14 protein-coding genes and 2 pseudogenes are annotated in these 15,484 nt (G+C 70.9%); 11 read left to right on the forward strand and 5 right to left on the reverse strand.

Annotated features, from left to right (window positions below):
- Positions 1-44 precede the first annotated feature (44 nt).
- Complete coding sequence (locus ACQ86M_RS16470; RefSeq protein ID WP_431246211.1) at positions 45-2,021, reverse strand: M13 family metallopeptidase; 1,977 nt, start codon at positions 2,019-2,021, stop codon at positions 45-47.
- A gap of 16 nt (positions 2,022-2,037) precedes the next feature.
- On the reverse strand, positions 2,038-2,439 hold the full coding sequence (locus tag ACQ86M_RS16475; RefSeq protein ID WP_431246212.1) for a hypothetical protein: 402 nt from the start codon (positions 2,437-2,439) through the stop codon (positions 2,038-2,040).
- Between the two features lie 120 nt (positions 2,440-2,559).
- Between ACQ86M_RS16475 and ACQ86M_RS16480 the strand changes: the two genes are divergently transcribed.
- Positions 2,560-3,666 carry a PrsW family glutamic-type intramembrane protease gene (locus ACQ86M_RS16480; protein WP_431246213.1) on the forward strand — a complete coding sequence of 369 codons (1,107 nt, stop codon included), beginning with the start codon at positions 2,560-2,562 and terminating at the stop codon, positions 3,664-3,666.
- Between the two features lie 13 nt (positions 3,667-3,679).
- Here the strand turns inward: ACQ86M_RS16480 and ACQ86M_RS16485 are convergent, their stop codons facing one another.
- The 3 genes and pseudogenes from ACQ86M_RS16485 to ACQ86M_RS16495 form a co-directional block, all read right to left on the reverse strand.
- Entirely contained in the window at positions 3,680-5,068 is a 1,389-nt protein-coding gene (locus ACQ86M_RS16485) for a glycine--tRNA ligase (protein WP_431246214.1), read from the reverse strand.
- An 81-nt stretch (positions 5,069-5,149) separates the two neighbouring features.
- The gene (locus tag ACQ86M_RS16490; RefSeq protein ID WP_431219684.1) at positions 5,150-5,782 is read right to left on the reverse strand and encodes a GNAT family N-acetyltransferase; all 633 of its coding nucleotides are present in this window, start codon (positions 5,780-5,782) and stop codon (positions 5,150-5,152) included.
- 20 nt (positions 5,783-5,802) lie between these two features.
- Positions 5,803-7,109, reverse strand: a pseudogene (locus tag ACQ86M_RS16495) (glutamyl-tRNA reductase).
- Between the two features lie 100 nt (positions 7,110-7,209).
- On the opposite strand from ACQ86M_RS16495, the pseudogene hemE reads away from it, so the two are divergent.
- From hemE to ACQ86M_RS16545, 10 genes and pseudogenes are all read left to right on the forward strand, one after another.
- Positions 7,210-8,357 (forward strand): annotated as a pseudogene (gene hemE / locus ACQ86M_RS16500) (uroporphyrinogen decarboxylase).
- The gene (gene hemG / locus ACQ86M_RS16505; RefSeq protein WP_431246215.1) at positions 8,354-9,928 is read left to right on the forward strand and encodes a protoporphyrinogen oxidase; all 1,575 of its coding nucleotides are present in this window, start codon (positions 8,354-8,356) and stop codon (positions 9,926-9,928) included. The pseudogene hemE and the gene hemG overlap by 4 nt, the downstream one beginning before the upstream one ends.
- Positions 9,929-9,943: 15 nt before the next feature.
- Entirely contained in the window at positions 9,944-10,264 is a 321-nt protein-coding gene (locus ACQ86M_RS16510) for a hypothetical protein (protein ID WP_431219686.1), read from the forward strand.
- Positions 10,265-10,300: 36 nt separating this feature from the next.
- Positions 10,301-10,720 carry a phage holin family protein gene (locus tag ACQ86M_RS16515; RefSeq protein WP_431246216.1) on the forward strand — a complete coding sequence of 140 codons (420 nt, stop codon included), beginning with the start codon at positions 10,301-10,303 and terminating at the stop codon, positions 10,718-10,720.
- Positions 10,710-10,925 (forward strand): DUF3618 domain-containing protein, encoded by a 216-nt coding sequence (locus ACQ86M_RS16520; protein WP_431246217.1) that lies wholly within the window; start codon positions 10,710-10,712, stop codon positions 10,923-10,925. The genes ACQ86M_RS16515 and ACQ86M_RS16520 overlap by 11 nt, the downstream gene beginning before the upstream one ends.
- A gap of 50 nt (positions 10,926-10,975) precedes the next feature.
- The gene (gene hemQ, locus ACQ86M_RS16525) at positions 10,976-11,707 is read left to right on the forward strand and encodes a hydrogen peroxide-dependent heme synthase (protein WP_431246218.1); all 732 of its coding nucleotides are present in this window, start codon (positions 10,976-10,978) and stop codon (positions 11,705-11,707) included.
- Positions 11,704-12,885 carry a ferrochelatase gene (locus ACQ86M_RS16530; protein ID WP_431246219.1) on the forward strand — a complete coding sequence of 394 codons (1,182 nt, stop codon included), beginning with the start codon at positions 11,704-11,706 and terminating at the stop codon, positions 12,883-12,885. Before hemQ ends, ACQ86M_RS16530 begins: the two co-directional genes overlap by 4 nt.
- A 14-nt stretch (positions 12,886-12,899) precedes the next feature.
- Positions 12,900-13,883 carry a hydroxymethylbilane synthase gene (gene hemC, locus ACQ86M_RS16535; protein WP_431247906.1) on the forward strand — a complete coding sequence of 328 codons (984 nt, stop codon included), beginning with the start codon at positions 12,900-12,902 and terminating at the stop codon, positions 13,881-13,883.
- On the forward strand, positions 13,880-14,686 hold the full coding sequence (locus tag ACQ86M_RS16540; RefSeq protein ID WP_431219691.1) for a uroporphyrinogen-III synthase: 807 nt from the start codon (positions 13,880-13,882) through the stop codon (positions 14,684-14,686). Before hemC ends, ACQ86M_RS16540 begins: the two co-directional genes overlap by 4 nt.
- A 158-nt stretch (positions 14,687-14,844) precedes the next feature.
- Entirely contained in the window at positions 14,845-15,243 is a 399-nt protein-coding gene (locus ACQ86M_RS16545; protein ID WP_431219692.1) for a hypothetical protein, read from the forward strand.
- The last annotated feature ends 241 nt before the right edge of the window (positions 15,244-15,484 follow it).

Below are 15,484 nucleotides of genomic sequence, written 5' to 3' on the forward strand. Positions count from 1 at the left end.
CCGTGGTCGGGGGGCAGAACGCACGAGTTCTGAGAACGGTCGAGCTACCAGATGGTGACCCGCTCGGCGGGAGCGAGCCAGAGCCGGTCGCCTTCGCCGACCTGGAAGGTGTCGTAGAAGGCGTCGATGTTGCGCACGATCTGGTTGCAGCGGAACTCGTTCGGCGAGTGCGGGTCGATCGCGAGCAGGCGGATGACCTCCTCATCGCGTCCCTTCTGCTGCCAGGCCTGCGCCCACGACAGGAAGAACCGCTCTGCGCCGGTCAGCCCGTCGATCACGGGAGGCTCTTCGCCGTTCAGCGACAGCAGGTACGCCTTCCAGGCGATGCCGAGGCCGCCCAGGTCGCCGATGTTCTCGCCGATCGTCAGGGCGCCGTTCACGTGGTGGTCGGGCACCTGCTCCGGAGCGAGTGCGTTGTACTGCTCGATGAGGCTCGCGGTGCGCTTCTCGAACGCCTTCCGGTCGGCCTCCGTCCACCAGTCCTCGAGCCGTCCGTCGCCGTCGAACTTCGACCCCTGGTCGTCGAACCCGTGGCCGATCTCGTGGCCGATGACGGCGCCGATCGCGCCGTAGTTGGCAGCGGCGTCCCGGTCGGCGTCGAAGAACGGGAACTGCAGGATGGCGGCCGGGAACACGATCTCGTTGAAGCCCGGGTTGTAGTAGGCGTTGATCGTCTGCGGCGTCATGAACCACTCGTCGCGGTCGATCGGCTTGCCGATCTTGCCCAGCTCGCGGTTGAACTCGAACAGCGCGGCGGCGCGGACGTTGCCGACCAGGTCGGTGGGGTCGATCTCGAGGCTGGAGTAGTCGCGCCACTTGACCGGGTAGCCGATCTTCGGCGTGAACTTCTCCAGCTTGTCGAGGGCGCGGTCACGCGTCTGCTCGCCCATCCAGTCGAGGGTGCGGATGCTCTGGCGGTAAGCCTCGATCAGGTTGGCGACCAGCGCATCCATCCGCTCCTTGGCCGCCGGCGGGAAGTGCTGCTCGACGTAGATGCGGCCGACCGCCTCGCCCATGGCGCCCTCGACGAGCGAGACGCCGCGCTTCCAGCGGGCCCGCATTTCCGGGGTTCCGGTCAGAGTGCGGCCGTAGAAGTCGAAGTTGGCCTCCACGAAGTCGCCCGAGAGGTACGGCGCCGCGCCGTGGACGACCTGCCAGGTCAGCCAGTCCCGCCACGACTCGAGGCGGTCCTCGGTGAGGAGGCCGGCGAGTCCGGTGGTGAACGACGGCTGACGCAGCACGACCTCGGCCAGTGCGCCCTGGGGCGCGCCCAGCGCGTCGGCCCAGACCTCCAGATCGGCCGCCTGCCCGGCCGCGGCGCCGCCGGTGAAGAGGGCCTTGGCGTCGGCCCAGTCGTACAGGTTGTAGGTCTTCTCGGAGTCGCGCGAGGCCACGTTGTCCCAGTGCTGCGCCGCAAGCGCGGTCTCCAGGTCGAAGACGCGCTGCGCGCGGTCGGGGGCGTCGTCTACCCCGGCGAGCTCGAACATCCGCTGGATGTGCGCGACGAACGCCTCACGGACCGGGGCGAACCGCTCCTCGCGGAAATACGACTCGTCCGGCAGCGAGATCCCGGACTGCTCGAGGAAGACGAGGTAGCGCTCGGGGTCGCCCGGGTCGTTGTCGACGAACAGCTGGTAGAAGCCGCCGAGGCCGCGACGCTCCAGCTTGCCCACCGTCTCGAGCAGGCTCGGGATGCTGTCGACGCCCGAGGCGAACGTCAGTTCGTCGCGGATGGCCTCCACCCCGAGCGCATCGACCCGGTCCTCATCCATGAAGCTCGTGAAGAGGTCGCCGAATTTGCGCTCCTCGGTGCCCTCCGCCGCATCCTGGGCCTTCTCGACGATCTCGCGGACGGCCGCCTCCGACTGCTCGGCCAGGATCATGAACGACCCCCAGCGCGCCTTGTCGGACGGGATCTCGGTGCGGTCCAGCCACTTGCCGTTGACGTGCCGGAACAGGTCGTCCTGGGGGCGGACGGCGGGGTCGAGTTCGTCGGTGCGGATGCCGGAGTCGAGCGTCATGCGCCCAGCCTACGGGTCAGGCCGTCGCGTGGGCCAGCGACGACAGGCGCCGGTACGAGATCGCGAAGAGGGCGGCCATGAGGAGTTCGGCGAGGATCGACACCGTGCCCGAGAGGCCGCCGAAACCCGCGAACGAGAACCCGATGTTGATGACCGCAACGAGTCCGTAAACGATGGCGAAGACGCCGCTCAGGAGTGGGCGGTTCGTCATCCGCCACCACGGCCGCGCCGCCTGCACGGGCTCGCCGGGTCCACGGAACATCCGGCTGACCAGGTACCAGGCGGTCACCTGGAGCACCGTCAGCACCACCGAGACCGCCTCGGAGTGCAGCGCGTCGAAGAGCAGCGCCACCAGGATGTTCACGGCGACGAGCACCGCGATCACGGCGGCCTTGCGGCCCGGGGTGGTGAAGCGCATGCAGATCCTTCTGGTGCTCGGCTGCCAGCATGTCAGTTCCCTCAGACGGCCCGGCGGAGGCTCGCCGTGACGCCCGGAAGGGGTGAGGTGCGACTCAGTCTGCGTTCGTATGCTGGCCCGGTGACCCTCGCCACCTCCCCGCAGCAGCCCGCCGATCCCGAACGGCCGGGCGGGCAGCCGAGCGCGGGCCTGCCGCCGGCCGGCTGGTACGGCGACCCGTCCGACGTGCACGCGCTGCGCTGGTGGAGCGGCGCCGGATGGACGGGATACACCTACCCGCTGCAGGCGGCGCAGCCCCCGCGGCCGGAGCGGCCGCCGCGCAAGTGGATCGGTCGCTTCGGCGGGTGGATCCTCGTCGCCTCCAGCGCCTTCATCTGGGTGTGGCTGTTCGGGTTCAGCCTGCTGCTCAACGCGATCGCGCCGCACGCGTCGGACGACGCACCGGCCGTGCTGTCGCCGTACCTTCTGATGACGGGTGCGGCCACCGTCGCCGCCGCCATCCTCTACACGATGGCCTACCGGCTCCGGCCGGACGACAGGCTGACCGCATCCCGGCTGGTGATCATCGCGGGCGTCGGCGGGCTCGGGGCCACGCTGGTGGCCGGGCCCGTCAACAGCCTGATCGACGTGCTCGGCGGTGGCACGGCGTCCCACCCGAGCGGCCTCGCGCTGGTGCTCGCCGGCGTGGTCGAGGAGCTGCTCAAGGTGACGGCTGCCGTGCTCCTGGCCCTCACCCTCCCGGTGAAGAACGCGCGCATCGGCCTGTTCGTCGGCGGCGCCGTCGGGCTCGGGTTCAGCGTCATCGAGAACCTCGGATACCTGCAGGAGTCGTTCGCCCGCGGCCAGGACAACGGGATGGGGTTCGGGATGTTCCTCGCGACCGTCGTGGGGCGCGAGCTGACCGGCCCGTTCCTGCACCCGGTGTTCTCGGCGCTTCTCGGGGCGGCGGTCTTCGCGGCAGCCCGCAAGGGGCGCTTCCGCCTCACGATCGGCGTCGTGCTGGCCTATCTCGCCGTCGCGGCCGGGCACGGGCTGTTCAACGGCGCTACCTGGCTCGCCCAGCACCTCCCGTGGCAGAAGGCGGCGGCCGGCGGGGCGCTGCTGCTCTTCGAGCTGCTGTTCGCCCTCGGCAGCGGTCTGGCGTGGCTGCTGATCGCGCGCCGGATCCGGAGGAGAGACGCCGAACGCCGGGCCGCCGAGCAACGGACCGCCGAGGCCCGGCGCTAGGCCGAGGCGCGGGTCAGATCTCGCGGAGCCGCTCGGCCAGGTAGCGGTCGAGGCCCTCGAGCGGGATGCGCTCCTGCTGCATCGAGTCGCGGTCGCGAACGGTTACGGCGTCGTCCTCGAGGGAGTCGAAGTCGACCGTCACCGCGAGCGGCGTGCCGATCTCATCCTGTCGCCGGTAGCGGCGGCCGATCGCGCCCGAGTCGTCGAAGTCGACATTGCGGCGCTTGCGGAGCCGGTCGGCGAGGCCGCGGGCCAGCGGTGAGAGGGCCTCGTTGCGCGAGAGCGGCAGCACCGCGACCTTGACCGGCGCGAGGCGCGGGTCGAGGTGCAGCACGGTGCGCTTGTCCGTGCCGCCCTTGGCGTTCGGCACCTGCTCCTCGTCGTACGCGTCGACGAGGAAGGCCATCAGCGCGCGGGTGAGGCCGAACGACGGCTCGATGACGAACGGCACGTAGCGCTCGTTCTTGTTCTGGTCGAAGTAGCTGAGGTCTTTGCCCGAGTGCTCGATGTGCGTCCTCAGGTCGAAGTCGGTGCGGTTGGCGACACCCATCAGCTCGCCCCACTCGCTGCCGACGAAGTCGAAGCGGTACTCGATGTCGATCGTGCGCTTCGAGTAGTGCGCCAGCGCGTCCTTCGGGTGCTCGAATCGGCGGATGTTCTCCGGCTTGATGCCCAGCTCGGTGAACCAGTCCCAGGCCAGGTCGATCCAGGTGTCGAACCACTGCTCATCGGTGCCGGGCTCGACGAAGTACTCGATCTCCATCTGCTCGAACTCGCGGGTGCGGAAGATGAAGTTGCCCGGCGTGATCTCGTTGCGGAATGCCTTGCCGATCTGGCCGATGCCGAACGGCGGCTTCTTGCGCGAGGTCTGCAGCACCGAGCCGAAGTCGGTGAAGATGCCCTGGGCGGTCTCCGGCCGCATGTAGTGGAGGCCCGACTCGTCGTCGACGACGCCGAGGAAGGTCTTCATGAGGCCCGAGAACTGGCGGATGGGCGTCCACTGGCCGATCTTGTCCGGGTGGTCCGGGTCGGGGATGTCGTCGAGGCCGTTCGCCGGCGGGTGGCCGTGCTCGGCCTGGTACGCCTCGAACAGGTGGTCGGCGCGGTACCGCTTGTGGGTGATGAGCGACTCGGTGAGCGGGTCACTGAACACCTGGACGTGGCCGGATGCCTCCCACACCTGTGTCGGCAGGATGATGGCCGAGTCGAGTCCCACCATGTCGCCGCGGCCGCGCACGAACGCGTTCCACCACTCGCGCTTGATGTTCTCCTTCAGCTCCACGCCGAGGGGACCGTAATCCCACGCGGAGCGCGTTCCGCCGTAGATCTCGCCGGAGGGGAAGACGAATCCGCGGTGCTGCGCCAGCGTGATGACGGAATCCAGTCTCGACGGTGCGGCCATGGTGCTCCCTGTGCGATGCGGGTGTGTGGGACCCGTCCATCCTACTGAGGATGCGCGCGCTGCATTGAGCCGCCGGCCTCGCTACGCCTCGGCGGCCGCCCGGAACTCCTGCTCGAGGATCGCGTACACCGCGGTGTCCGACCACTCGCCTTTGAAGATCTCCGTCTCGCGCAGCAGTGCCTCCTGCCGCATCCCGAGGCGCTCGCAGAGCCGGGCGGAGGCGTCGTTTCGGGCGTCGAGCTGGGCGAAGACGCGGTGCGCGCCCAGGGTGTCGAAGCACAGCTCGAGGACGCGCTGGGCGGCCTCGGTCGCGTAGCCGCGACCGTGCACGGCGGGGTGGAAGACCCATCCCATCTCGAACTTGCCCCACGTCGCGTTCTTGAGGAACAGGCTGATGTCGCCGATCACCCGCCCGGGCCCGCCGCCCTCGGTCTCGGCCAGCTCGACCGCGAAGACGATGCCGTCGCCGTTCTCGGCGAGGCGGTTCATCGCGATGCGCTTGCGCAGGTGCTCGGCGGACTCGTCGTGGTCGTGCACCTCCCAGTAGAGGTACCGGACGACGTCCTTCAGCTTCTGGTAGGCGTGCACGTCCTCCAGGTCGCCGGTGTTCAGCGGACGGAGCAGGAGGCGCTCGGTGCGCAGCTGCTCGGCGGCGTACGGGAGGTTGGTCGCGCCATGCGGCTCGACGACGGTCGTGGTGGCTTCGTCGCTCACGGTCGCTCCTTCAGTCGGGATCAGGATGCAGCGGACGCGTCGTCCACGGCGGAGAGGTGCGGGCGGCCGGCGGCTTCGGCCTCGATGTCGACGCCGAAGAGGGCCGCGGCGCCGTCGATGAACGATTGCGCCTCGCCCTGGCGCGCGAGCTCTCGGGCCCGGACCGAGGGGGTGTGCAGCAGCACGCCGGCGAGGTGACGCAGCGCCGCCTCCGTCTGGTCGCTGGCGTCGCCGCGGCCGCGCGCACGCTCGATCTCCGCATCCAGCACGTCGAACACGTGCTTGCGGAGGGCGACCAGCGCGGGGGTGACCGCCTGCTCGGCGCTGCGTGCGCGGTACTCGGCGGCCGCCGCATCCACGATGCTCCGGGCGTCGTCCGCCGCGTGCAGCTCCTCCAGCGGCGCGTGGATGCTGATCGTCTCGAGGTCGAGGAGTTCGACGCCGGCGAACTCGGCAACGGCGGGGTCGACGTTGCGCGGCAGGCCCAGGTCGATCACGAGCCGGCGCTCGGCCGCACCGGGCAGCTCGAGCGCCTCGGCGAGGAGCGGACGGGTGAGCACGTAGTCGGTGACCGCGGAGCAGGTGACGACGAGGTCGCTCTCCGCCAGCGCATCCAGGAGCCCGTCGGCGGGCACCGCGGCGATGTCGTGCGAGGCCGCGAACTTGGGCGCGCGGCCGGAGGGGAGTACACCCGGACGTCTGTCACGCCGCGGTCGCGGAGGGCGGCGAGGCTCGCGCCGGCGTACTTGCCGGTGCCGACGAGCAGCACGCGGGTCTGCGCCCAGTCGCTGACCCGGCTCTCGGCCAGGTCGAGAGCGAGCCGGACCATCGAACGGCCGGCGGTCATGATCCCGGTGCGGTTCTTGACGCCGCGCGAGGTGCGCGAGGCGACCTGGAAGAGGCGCTCCAGCTCGCTGGTCACGGATCCCGTGGAGCGCGCCGTCTCGAGCGCCCGGCGCACCTGGCCGGCGATCTCGCCCTCGCCGACGACCACGGACTCGAGTCCGCTGGTGACGGCGAAGAGGTGCTCTGCGACCGCGTGGTCGCTGTAGACCGAGCTCGCGGAGCGAAGGGTGTCGGCGTCGATCCCGGAAGCGCCGCTCACGGCATCCAAGACGGCCTCGGCCGAGACGGCGCGAGCGGCGGGAAGCGGCTCGTCGATGTCGAGGTACGCCTCGAACCGGTTGCAGGTCGCCAGGACGACGGAACCGGCGACGATGTCGCTGTGCTCTGCGAGTGCGGCCGTGATGGCCGGAGCGTGACGCTCGAGCCGTTCCAGGAGGTCGAAGTCCGCCGTACGGTGACTCGACGAGAAGCACAGAAGCACGCATGAAAGCCTACGCTCGCGTCCGGCCATCCTCGAATCGGGCGCTCAGCCCGCTGTCAGCCCAGCCGCTTGTCAGGCGGCGCCCTGGCAGAATCGTGGGGTGACCACCCTCGCACCCGAGCATCCCCTCGCCTCCGGGCGTACCTCCTCCAGCCCGCTCGTCCGGGCCTACCAGGGGAGCGCCGCGAACTCGTCCCCGTCTGGTTCATGCGCCAGGCCGGCCGGTCGCTCCCGGAGTACCGCGAGCTCCGTGTGGGAACTCGCATGCTGGATGCGTGCCTCGACCCCGCGATGGCCAGCGAGATCACGCTGCAGCCCGTCCGCAGGCACGGTGTGGATGCCGGCATCTTCTTCAGCGACATCGTCGTGCCGCTCAAGCTGGCCGGTGTGGATGTCGAGATCGTTCCCGGCAAGGGGCCCGTCTTCGCGCAGCCGGTGCGCACCGCCGCCGACGTCGACCGCCTCACCGCGATGGACCCCGCCTCGCTGGGCGACGACGTGTTCGCGCCCATCCAGGAGGCGGTCCGGCTGACGATCGCCGAGCTGGACCGGACGCCGCTGATCGGCTTCGCCGGTGCGCCGTTCACGCTCGCCGCGTACCTGGTCGAGGGCGGTCCGTCGAAGGACCACATCCGCGCCCGCACGCTGATGCACGCCGATCCGGAGGCGTGGTCGCGCCTCATGGCGTGGACGGCCGACATCTCCGGGGCCTTCCTGCGCGCGCAGGTGCTCGCCGGGGCCAGCGCCGCGCAGCTGTTCGACTCGTGGGCGGGCTCGCTCTCGCTGCATGACTACGCGGCCCACGTCGCGCCCGCCTCCGCCCGTGCGCTCTCGCACGTCCGTGACCTCGACTACGGTCTGCAGGACGAGACCCCCGCCGACGCCCCCGAGCCGGCCATCCACGACCGCGTGCGCAACGTGCCTCTCGTTCACTTCGGCGTCGGGACCGGCGAGCTCCTCAAGGCGATGCACGAGGTGGGCGCGGACGCGGTCGGCGTCGACTACCGCATCCCCCTCGACGAGGCCAGCCGCCGCCTCGGGCATGTGGTGCCGGTGCAGGGCAACGTCGACCCGGCGATGCTGGATGCCCCGTGGCCGGTGCTCGAGGCGCACGTCCGCGACGTGCTCGACCGCGGCCGCGAGGCGCCGGCGCACGTGCTCAACCTCGGGCACGGCGTGCCGCCGGAGACCGACCCCACCGTGCTGACCCGCGTGGTCGAGCTGGTGCACGGGTGGCGTCCCGAATGAGCGACGAGCCGATCCTCCCCGGTGACGGTCCCGACCCGGTCGACGATCTGGGCGAGGAGATCCGGCACGTCGTCGAAGCGCCTCCGACGCGGGTCGTCGTCATCGGAGGCGGGATGTCCGGGCTGGTCGTCGCGCGGGAGTGCGCACGGCCCGGCTTCGAGGTCACGCTGCTGGACGCATCCTCGCGGGTGGGCGGCAGCGTCGCACCGCTCGAACTGAGCGGGATGACGCTCGATGCCGGCGCGGAGAGCTTCGCGACCCGCGGCGGCCACGTCGCCGAACTGCTGCACGATCTCGGCCTCGACGACGACGTCGTGGAGCCGAATCCGTCCGGCGCGTGGGTCCGTCACGGCTCGCGTTCGGTGCCGCTGCCCAAGGCCGGGCTGCTCGGCATCCCGAGCTCTCCGCTGGCGAAGGATGTCGTCGCCGCGATTGGCGCGCGCGGTGCGTTCCGCGCGTACCTGGACCGCCTCATCCCGGTGCTCAAGATCGGCCAGGAGCGGAGTCTCGGCACGCTCGTCCGCAAGCGGATGGGCCGGGCGGTGCTCGACCTCCTGGTCGCCCCGGTCGCGACCGGCGTGTACTCGGCCTCGCCCGATGATCTCGACGTCGAGGTGGTGGCGCCCGGACTCAACGCGGCGCTGACGCGGCTGGGTTCGCTGTCCGGCGCGGTCGGCGAGTTGCGGTCGGCGTCGAAGGCGGGCAGTGCCGTTGGCGGGATCCGCGGTGGGATGTGGCGGCTGCCCCGGTCGCTCGCCGCAGACATCGAGGCGCGCGGGGGCGTGGTGCGGACGGATGCTCCGGTCACCGCGATCGAGCCCTGGACGCCCTCCGAGGACGCCGATCTCGAGCAGCGTCCGGGCCGCTGGATGGTGCGCCTGGCCGACGGCGAGGAACTCGTGGCGGACGCGGTCGCGCTGACCTCGCCGGCAGATGCCTCCCTCGACCTGCTTGCAACGCTGGACGCACCCCTGGCCGCCCTGCGCGACCTGGACTGGCCGCCCGCCTCCAGCGTCGAGCTGGTCACACTGCTGATCGACGACGACCGGCTCGCCTCGACCCCCGTCGGCACCGGCGTGCTCGTCGCCGATGTGCCCGGCGCCGACGTGCGCGCCAAGGCGATGACCCACTCCAGCGCCAAGTGGGCGTGGGTCGCCGAGGCGGCGGGAGCCGGCCGTCACGTCGTCCGGCTGTCCTACGGCCGCGCCGGGCGGCCGGCCGAGACGATCGCCCTCGGCGACGCCGAACTGCGCGCCCAGGCGGTGGCCGACGTGTCGCGGCTCCTCAATATTCCGCTCGCGGAATCCGCCGTGACCGCTTTCGCCCGCACCCCCTGGACGAACGCCCTGCCGTATGCGACAGTGGGGCAGCGGGAACGCATCCAGCGGGTCCGCACCGAGGTCGACGGTGTCGAGGGTCTCGAGGTCACCGGGTCCTGGCTGACCGGAACAGGCCTCGCCTCCGTCATCCCGGATGCCCGCCGCACGGCGGAGCGCGTGCGCGGGCTGCGGTGGAGGGCTCTCACGGAAGCACTCCACGCGGACGCCGGGGATCCACCTCAGACGGACTGACCGATAGGAGACGGAATGCGCGGCAAGATCCTCTTCGTCACCGGGGCGGCGGTGGGCTACGTGCTCGGCGCCCGCGCGGGGCGCCAGCGGTACGAGCAGATCAAGGCCGCGGCCGCGAAGGTGTGGGAGTCGCCGGCCGTGCAGAAGCAGGTGCACTCCGCGCAGGACTTCGTCTCCGAGAAGGTGGGCGAGTTCCCCGAGACCGTCTACATCACGATCAAGAGGCTCGTCGTGCAGGCGAACGACCGGCGGCGCGAGGCGCGCGCACCGTATCCGTCGCCCGCCGCGGAGGCCGCGATCGCCGCCGGAAACGGACGCAACAACCCGGCCTCCTGACAGGGGTACTGTACGGAAGCGACGAGGGGAGACGCGATGACAGACCGGGAGCAGGTTGAAGGCGCACGGGCGAAGTCCCTCGCGCAGCTGGTCACCGACCTGCCGAAGCTGATCGTCGGGCTGTTCACGGCGGAGTTGAACCACCTCAAGGCGGAGCTCGCCGAGAAGGCGAAGCATGCCGGTGTCGGCATGGGGCTCCTAGCGGCCGCCGCGCTGCTGCTGTTCTACGGGCTCGGCGCGCTGATCGCGGCCGCCATCCTCGGGATCGCCGTCGCGCTCCCCGCCTGGGCGGCCGCGCTGATCGTGTTCGGCGCTCTCGTCGTCATCGCCGTGGTGCTGGCGCTCATCGGCGTCCGCTCCTTCAAGAAGATGGATGGCGTGGCACCGTCGCAGACCATCGACTCCATCAAGCAGGACACCGACGCGCTGAAGGGACTGGGCAAGTATGACAACTGACCGCAGCGACGTCGACCGGGCGCGGGCCGAGCTGGCCGCGACCGTGGAGGCGATCGAGTACAAGCTGAACGTGCCCAAGCGCGCCTCGGAGCGCATCGACCGCCTCCGCAAGGAGAACCCGACCGCCCTCGTCGCCATCGTCGCCGGTGCCGCCGTCGCCCTGGCGGGTGCGGTGTGGGGCATCGTCAGCCTGATCCGAAGGTGAGCGGCGGTCCCGTTTTTGGCCTTCCCAGCTTTCAGAGGGAGACTGTGGGTATGAGTACCCCGGCTGCCGCTCCGGCAGAGTCGTCCGCCCCCGAAACCCCCAGCGACAACCCGACCGGCTTCACCCTCTGGGCTGTGCTGCGCCGCGACCCCGCCCGCCCCGACGATCTCGACGGCACGGATGTGCCGAAGGCCGTCGAAGAGCTCGAAGGCGTGATCGCCGACATCGAACTCCAGGGTGTGACCACCCGCGGCCTCTACGACGTCTCCGGCCTGCGCGCCGACGCCGACATCATGATCTGGCTGCACGGCCCCGAGGCCGAGGCTCTGCAGTGGGGCCTTCGCCAGCTGCGCCGCACCCGCCTGTTCAAGGCGCTGCTGCCGACGTGGAATGCGATGGCCGTCCACCGTGACGCCGAGTTCAACAAGGCGCACGTCCCCGGCTTCCTGCGCGGCATCGCTCCCAAGGGCTGGCTCACCGTCTACCCGTTCGTCCGCAGCTACGAGTGGTACCTGCTGCCCGACGAGGAGCGGTCCAAGATGCTCGCGGACCACGGCCGCAAGGGCGCCGCGTTCCGCTCGGTCATCGCCAACACCGTCGCATCGTTCGCGCTCGGCGACTACGAGTGGATCCTGCCGATGGAGGCCGACGAGCTGACCGATCTCGTCGACATGATGCGCGAGCTCCGCTACACCGAGGCGCGCCGCCACGTGCGCGAAGAGGTGCCGTTCTTCACCGGCCGCCGCATCGAGCCGGCCGAGGTCGTGGAGGTCCTGCAGTGACCGAGGCGCAGACCGCCCAGCGGGTCCTGGGCGCCACCCCCGCCGCCGCCTCCGGTCCCGAACACGTGACCGAGCCGGTCGCGTACGATGCGATCCTGCTCGCCGGCTTCGGCGGTCCCGAGGGGCAGGACGACGTCATCCCGTTCCTCCGCAACGTGACGCGCGGCCGCGGCATCCCGGAGGAGCGCCTGGAGGAGGTGGCGCACCACTACCGCCACTTCGGAGGTGTCAGCCCCATCAACGACCAGAACCGCGAGCTCAAGGCCGCGCTGGAGGCGGAGCTCGCTTCGCGCGGCATCGACCTGCCGGTGCTGTGGGGCAACCGCAACTGGGACCCGTACCTCGCCGACGCGCTCCGTGAGGCGGACGAGCGCGGCTTCACCAAGTTGATCGCGATCGCCACGAGCGCCTACTCGTCGTACTCGAGCTGCCGCCAGTACCGCGAGGATTACGCCGCCGCCCTCGAGTCGACCGGTCTGCTCGGCCGCATCGAGATCGACAAAGTGCGCCAGTTCTTCGACCACCCCGGCTTCGTCGAGCCGTTCATCGAAGGCGTCCGCACCGCCGTCGACGAGCTGCAGCAGAAGCTGCCGGGCCTCGACCCGGCGAAGGAGGTGCGCATCCTCTTCTCGACGCACTCCATCCCGTCGAGCGACGCGGCGAAGTCCGGTCCCGCCGAGCGCGGTTTCGGCGAGGGCGGCGCGTACGCCGCGCAGCACCTCGCCGTGGCCGAGGTCGTCTCGCACGCGGCGACCGGGGGAACCGTCGAGTGGGATCTCGTCTATCAGTCGCGTTCCGGGCCGCCCTCGATGCCCTGGCTCGAGCCCGACATCAACGACCGGATCGCCGAACTCCCGGCGCTCGGTGTCAAGGCCGTCGTCATCGTGCCGCTCGGCTTCATGAGCGACCACATGGAGGTGCTCTGGGACCTCGACAACGAGGCCATGGAGACCAGCGACGAGCACGGCCTGGTCGCCGTCCGCGTCCCGACCCCCGGCACTCACGCGACCTTCGTGAAGGGCCTCGTCGACCTGGTGCTGGAGCGCCGCGACGGCGTGCCCCTCGACCAGCGCCCCGCGGTCACCTCGCTCGGGCCCTGGTACGACGTCTGCCGTCCGGGATGCTGCGAGAACGTCCGTCTCGGGTTCAAGCCGGCTGCGGCGGGTCTGGCGCCGTGACCGGATCCGTGACGATGGTCGACTCCGCCGCGCCTCGCCGCGACGGGGTGCTCCGCGTCGGCACCCGCGGCAGTGCGCTGGCCGTCGCGCAGACGACCGCGATCGCCGAGTCCATGGCTCGCGCGACCGGCGCCGACGTCGAACTCGTCACGGTCACCACCCACGGCGACGTCTCGCGCGAGTCGCTCGCCCAGCTCGGCGGCACGGGCGTCTTCGCCACCGCCCTGCGGGATGCGCTCCTCGCCGGCGAGGTCGACCTCGTCGTCCACTCGCTCAAAGACCTGCCGACCGCTCCGGCGCCCGGCCTCGTCATCGGCGCCATCCCGAAGCGGGCGGATGCGCGTGACACGCTCTGCGCGCGCGGCGGCCTGACGCTGGAGACGCTCCCCGAGGGCGCCCGCGTGGGCACCGGCTCCCCGCGCCGGGTCGCGCAGCTGAAGGCGCAGCGCCCCGACCTCGACATCGTCGACCTCCGCGGCAACGTCGACACCCGCCTCGGCAAGGTGGCGTCTGGCGACCTGGATGCCGTGGTGCTGGCCGCCGCCGGCCTCACGCGCCTCGGCCGCCTCGATGCCGTGACCGATTTCTTCCCGCTCTCGCTGATGCCGACCGCACCGGGCCAGGGCGCGCTCGCCCTCGAGGCGCGCGCCGGCGACGAGAAGGGCCGCGGCCCCGTCGCCCGGGCCCTCTCCGCCGTCGACCACGTGACGACGCACGCGTCGGCCGCCGCGGAGCGGATCGTGCTGGCCGGACTCGAGGCGGGATGCGCCGCGCCGATCGGTGCGACCGCCCTCGTCGACGACGGGCTGCTGTTCCTCACGGCGACGGTGTACCGGCCCGACGGGTCCGAGTCCCTCACCGCATCCCACGCCGCGACCCCCGATTCGCTCAGCGCCGCCCACCTCGACGAGGCGGCGCGCGATGTCGGCGCCCGCGTGGTGGCCGAACTGCTGGCGGCGGGCGCGGCCGACCTGGCGCCGCTCGGGAGCACCCGATGACCACCACCGCGCCGATTCCGAAACCGCTCGCCGGCTGGCGAGTGCTGGTGCCGCGCGGCGGTCCGTGGGGCGACTCGGTCGCGGCCGACCTCCGCTCCAAGGGCGCGTCGCCCGTGGTGGCCGCGATGATCAACTTCGCCCCGACGGCCGACGCCCCGGCCCTCGAGGCCGCCCTGACGCGGCTCGCGAACGGCGAGTTCGACTGGATGACCGTCACCAGCGCCACCACGGTGGATGTGCTGAGTGCCCAGCGCGCCGTCGTCCCGCCGTCGACGCGGGTCGCCGCCGTGGGCGAGACGACCGCCGCGGCGCTGGCCGCCGCCGGCTACCGCGTCGACCTGGTTCCCTCGGAGGACAACTCCGCCCGCGGCCTCCTCGCCGAGTGGGAGGCCGCCACGCAGGGCGCCTTCCCGCTGCGCATCCTGACCCTCCGTTCCGAGATCGCCAAGCCGCTGCTCACCGAGGGTCTGCGTCGCATCGGGCACGATGTCGAGTCGGTCGTCGCCTACCGCACCGTCGGTGTGCCGGTCCCCGAGAACGTCGTCAGCGACGTGCGCGACGGACTCGTGCAGGCCATCCTCGTCACCAGCGGTTCGGTGGCGGAGCAGGTGCAGGAGCAGCTGGGCCCGGTGCCCGAGTCGACCCTGATCGCGGCGATCGGCCCGCAGACGGCACGGGATGCGCGTGCGTTCGGCCTGCGCGTGGACGTGATCGCCGCCGAGCGCACCGCCGCGTCCCTCATCGACGCGGTGGTGCAGGTCGCGCTCGCGCGCGCAGGCGACGACCGCGACGACGACTACTGAGGGTGACCGACGGAGTCCCGCTAGGGTGCGGGGTCCGTCGGGTGCGCCGGGTTTGCGTCACGATCGGTAGAACGTCGCGTCTGACAGAGTGACGGGCGTCGCCCGTGCGGTCATGATCGGGTGTGGTCCGACCGCTCGGTTCAGGAGATGGAGCAGAGATGCGGGCGGTGCGGGTAGCAAGCGCGGTCCTGGCGGCCATCGTCCTGGTCACGGGTCTGGCGGCCTGCTCGTTGATTGGAGATCGCCTCATGACGCCAGACCCTCCGGTCAAGGAATTGCAGCGGGAGTCCGCGATCGTCTACCGGGATGAGTGGCAACCGAACGTGGAGAAGGTTCGGTTCACCCGGGATGGCAACCGGCCAGGGCTTGGTGTTCCTTGGTGCGTGAACGCTGTGGCCACGGTGGCGGGCGTGGACTACCTGGTGATCATCGGGCCGGATAGCGGAGGCGTGTCGTACGTGGGTAGCACCGGTGTGCCGCCTGAAGCGCCGACGCCTTTCGCGCGTGTTCCGTTGACCGTGATCTATAGCGATGGAACGTCCGAGGTGATCGAGTGACTACCGACGAGCGCATTCGGGGCTCGCAGATGCAGATTACCGGCGAACCGCTTGTGCTCAGGTCTCCGACCGCGGCAACGCTCCCGACGGCTCGCCTGCCGACGCTGATCTGCAGCGACGGAGTGTCTGAAGCTAGCGAATGAACGAAGGTGGTCCCGCAGTCGTCATGATCTGTAGAACCGCCCGTCTATCAAGGTGACGGGCTTGATTCCGTCCGGTCCGGGTTGCGCAGTAGCTCGAC

Origin of the sequence: Leifsonia xyli subsp. cynodontis (assembly GCF_050632205.1) — a bacterium.
Taxonomy (GTDB): domain Bacteria; phylum Actinomycetota; class Actinomycetes; order Actinomycetales; family Microbacteriaceae; genus Leifsonia; species Leifsonia xyli_D.

Excerpts from the sequence above, each read along its gene's own strand:
- ACQ86M_RS16520 (WP_431246217.1), top strand. The coding sequence starts at position 10,710 with ATGACAACTGACCGCAGCGACGTCGACCGGGCGCGGGCCGAGCTGGCC.
- ACQ86M_RS16470 (WP_431246211.1), bottom strand. The coding sequence starts at position 2,021 with ATGACGCTCGACTCCGGCATCCGCACCGACGAACTCGACCCCGCCGTC.
- ACQ86M_RS16510 (WP_431219686.1), top strand. The coding sequence starts at position 9,944 with ATGCGCGGCAAGATCCTCTTCGTCACCGGGGCGGCGGTGGGCTACGTG.
- ACQ86M_RS16540 (WP_431219691.1), top strand. The coding sequence starts at position 13,880 with ATGACCACCACCGCGCCGATTCCGAAACCGCTCGCCGGCTGGCGAGTG.
- hemQ (WP_431246218.1), top strand. The coding sequence starts at position 10,976 with ATGAGTACCCCGGCTGCCGCTCCGGCAGAGTCGTCCGCCCCCGAAACC.
- hemG (WP_431246215.1), top strand. The coding sequence starts at position 8,354 with ATGAGCGACGAGCCGATCCTCCCCGGTGACGGTCCCGACCCGGTCGAC.
- ACQ86M_RS16515 (WP_431246216.1), top strand. The coding sequence starts at position 10,301 with ATGACAGACCGGGAGCAGGTTGAAGGCGCACGGGCGAAGTCCCTCGCG.
- hemC (WP_431247906.1), top strand. The coding sequence starts at position 12,900 with ATGGTCGACTCCGCCGCGCCTCGCCGCGACGGGGTGCTCCGCGTCGGC.
- ACQ86M_RS16485 (WP_431246214.1), bottom strand. The coding sequence starts at position 5,068 with ATGGCCGCACCGTCGAGACTGGATTCCGTCATCACGCTGGCGCAGCAC.
- ACQ86M_RS16545 (WP_431219692.1), top strand. The coding sequence starts at position 14,845 with ATGCGGGCGGTGCGGGTAGCAAGCGCGGTCCTGGCGGCCATCGTCCTG.
- ACQ86M_RS16475 (WP_431246212.1), bottom strand. The coding sequence starts at position 2,439 with ATGCGCTTCACCACCCCGGGCCGCAAGGCCGCCGTGATCGCGGTGCTC.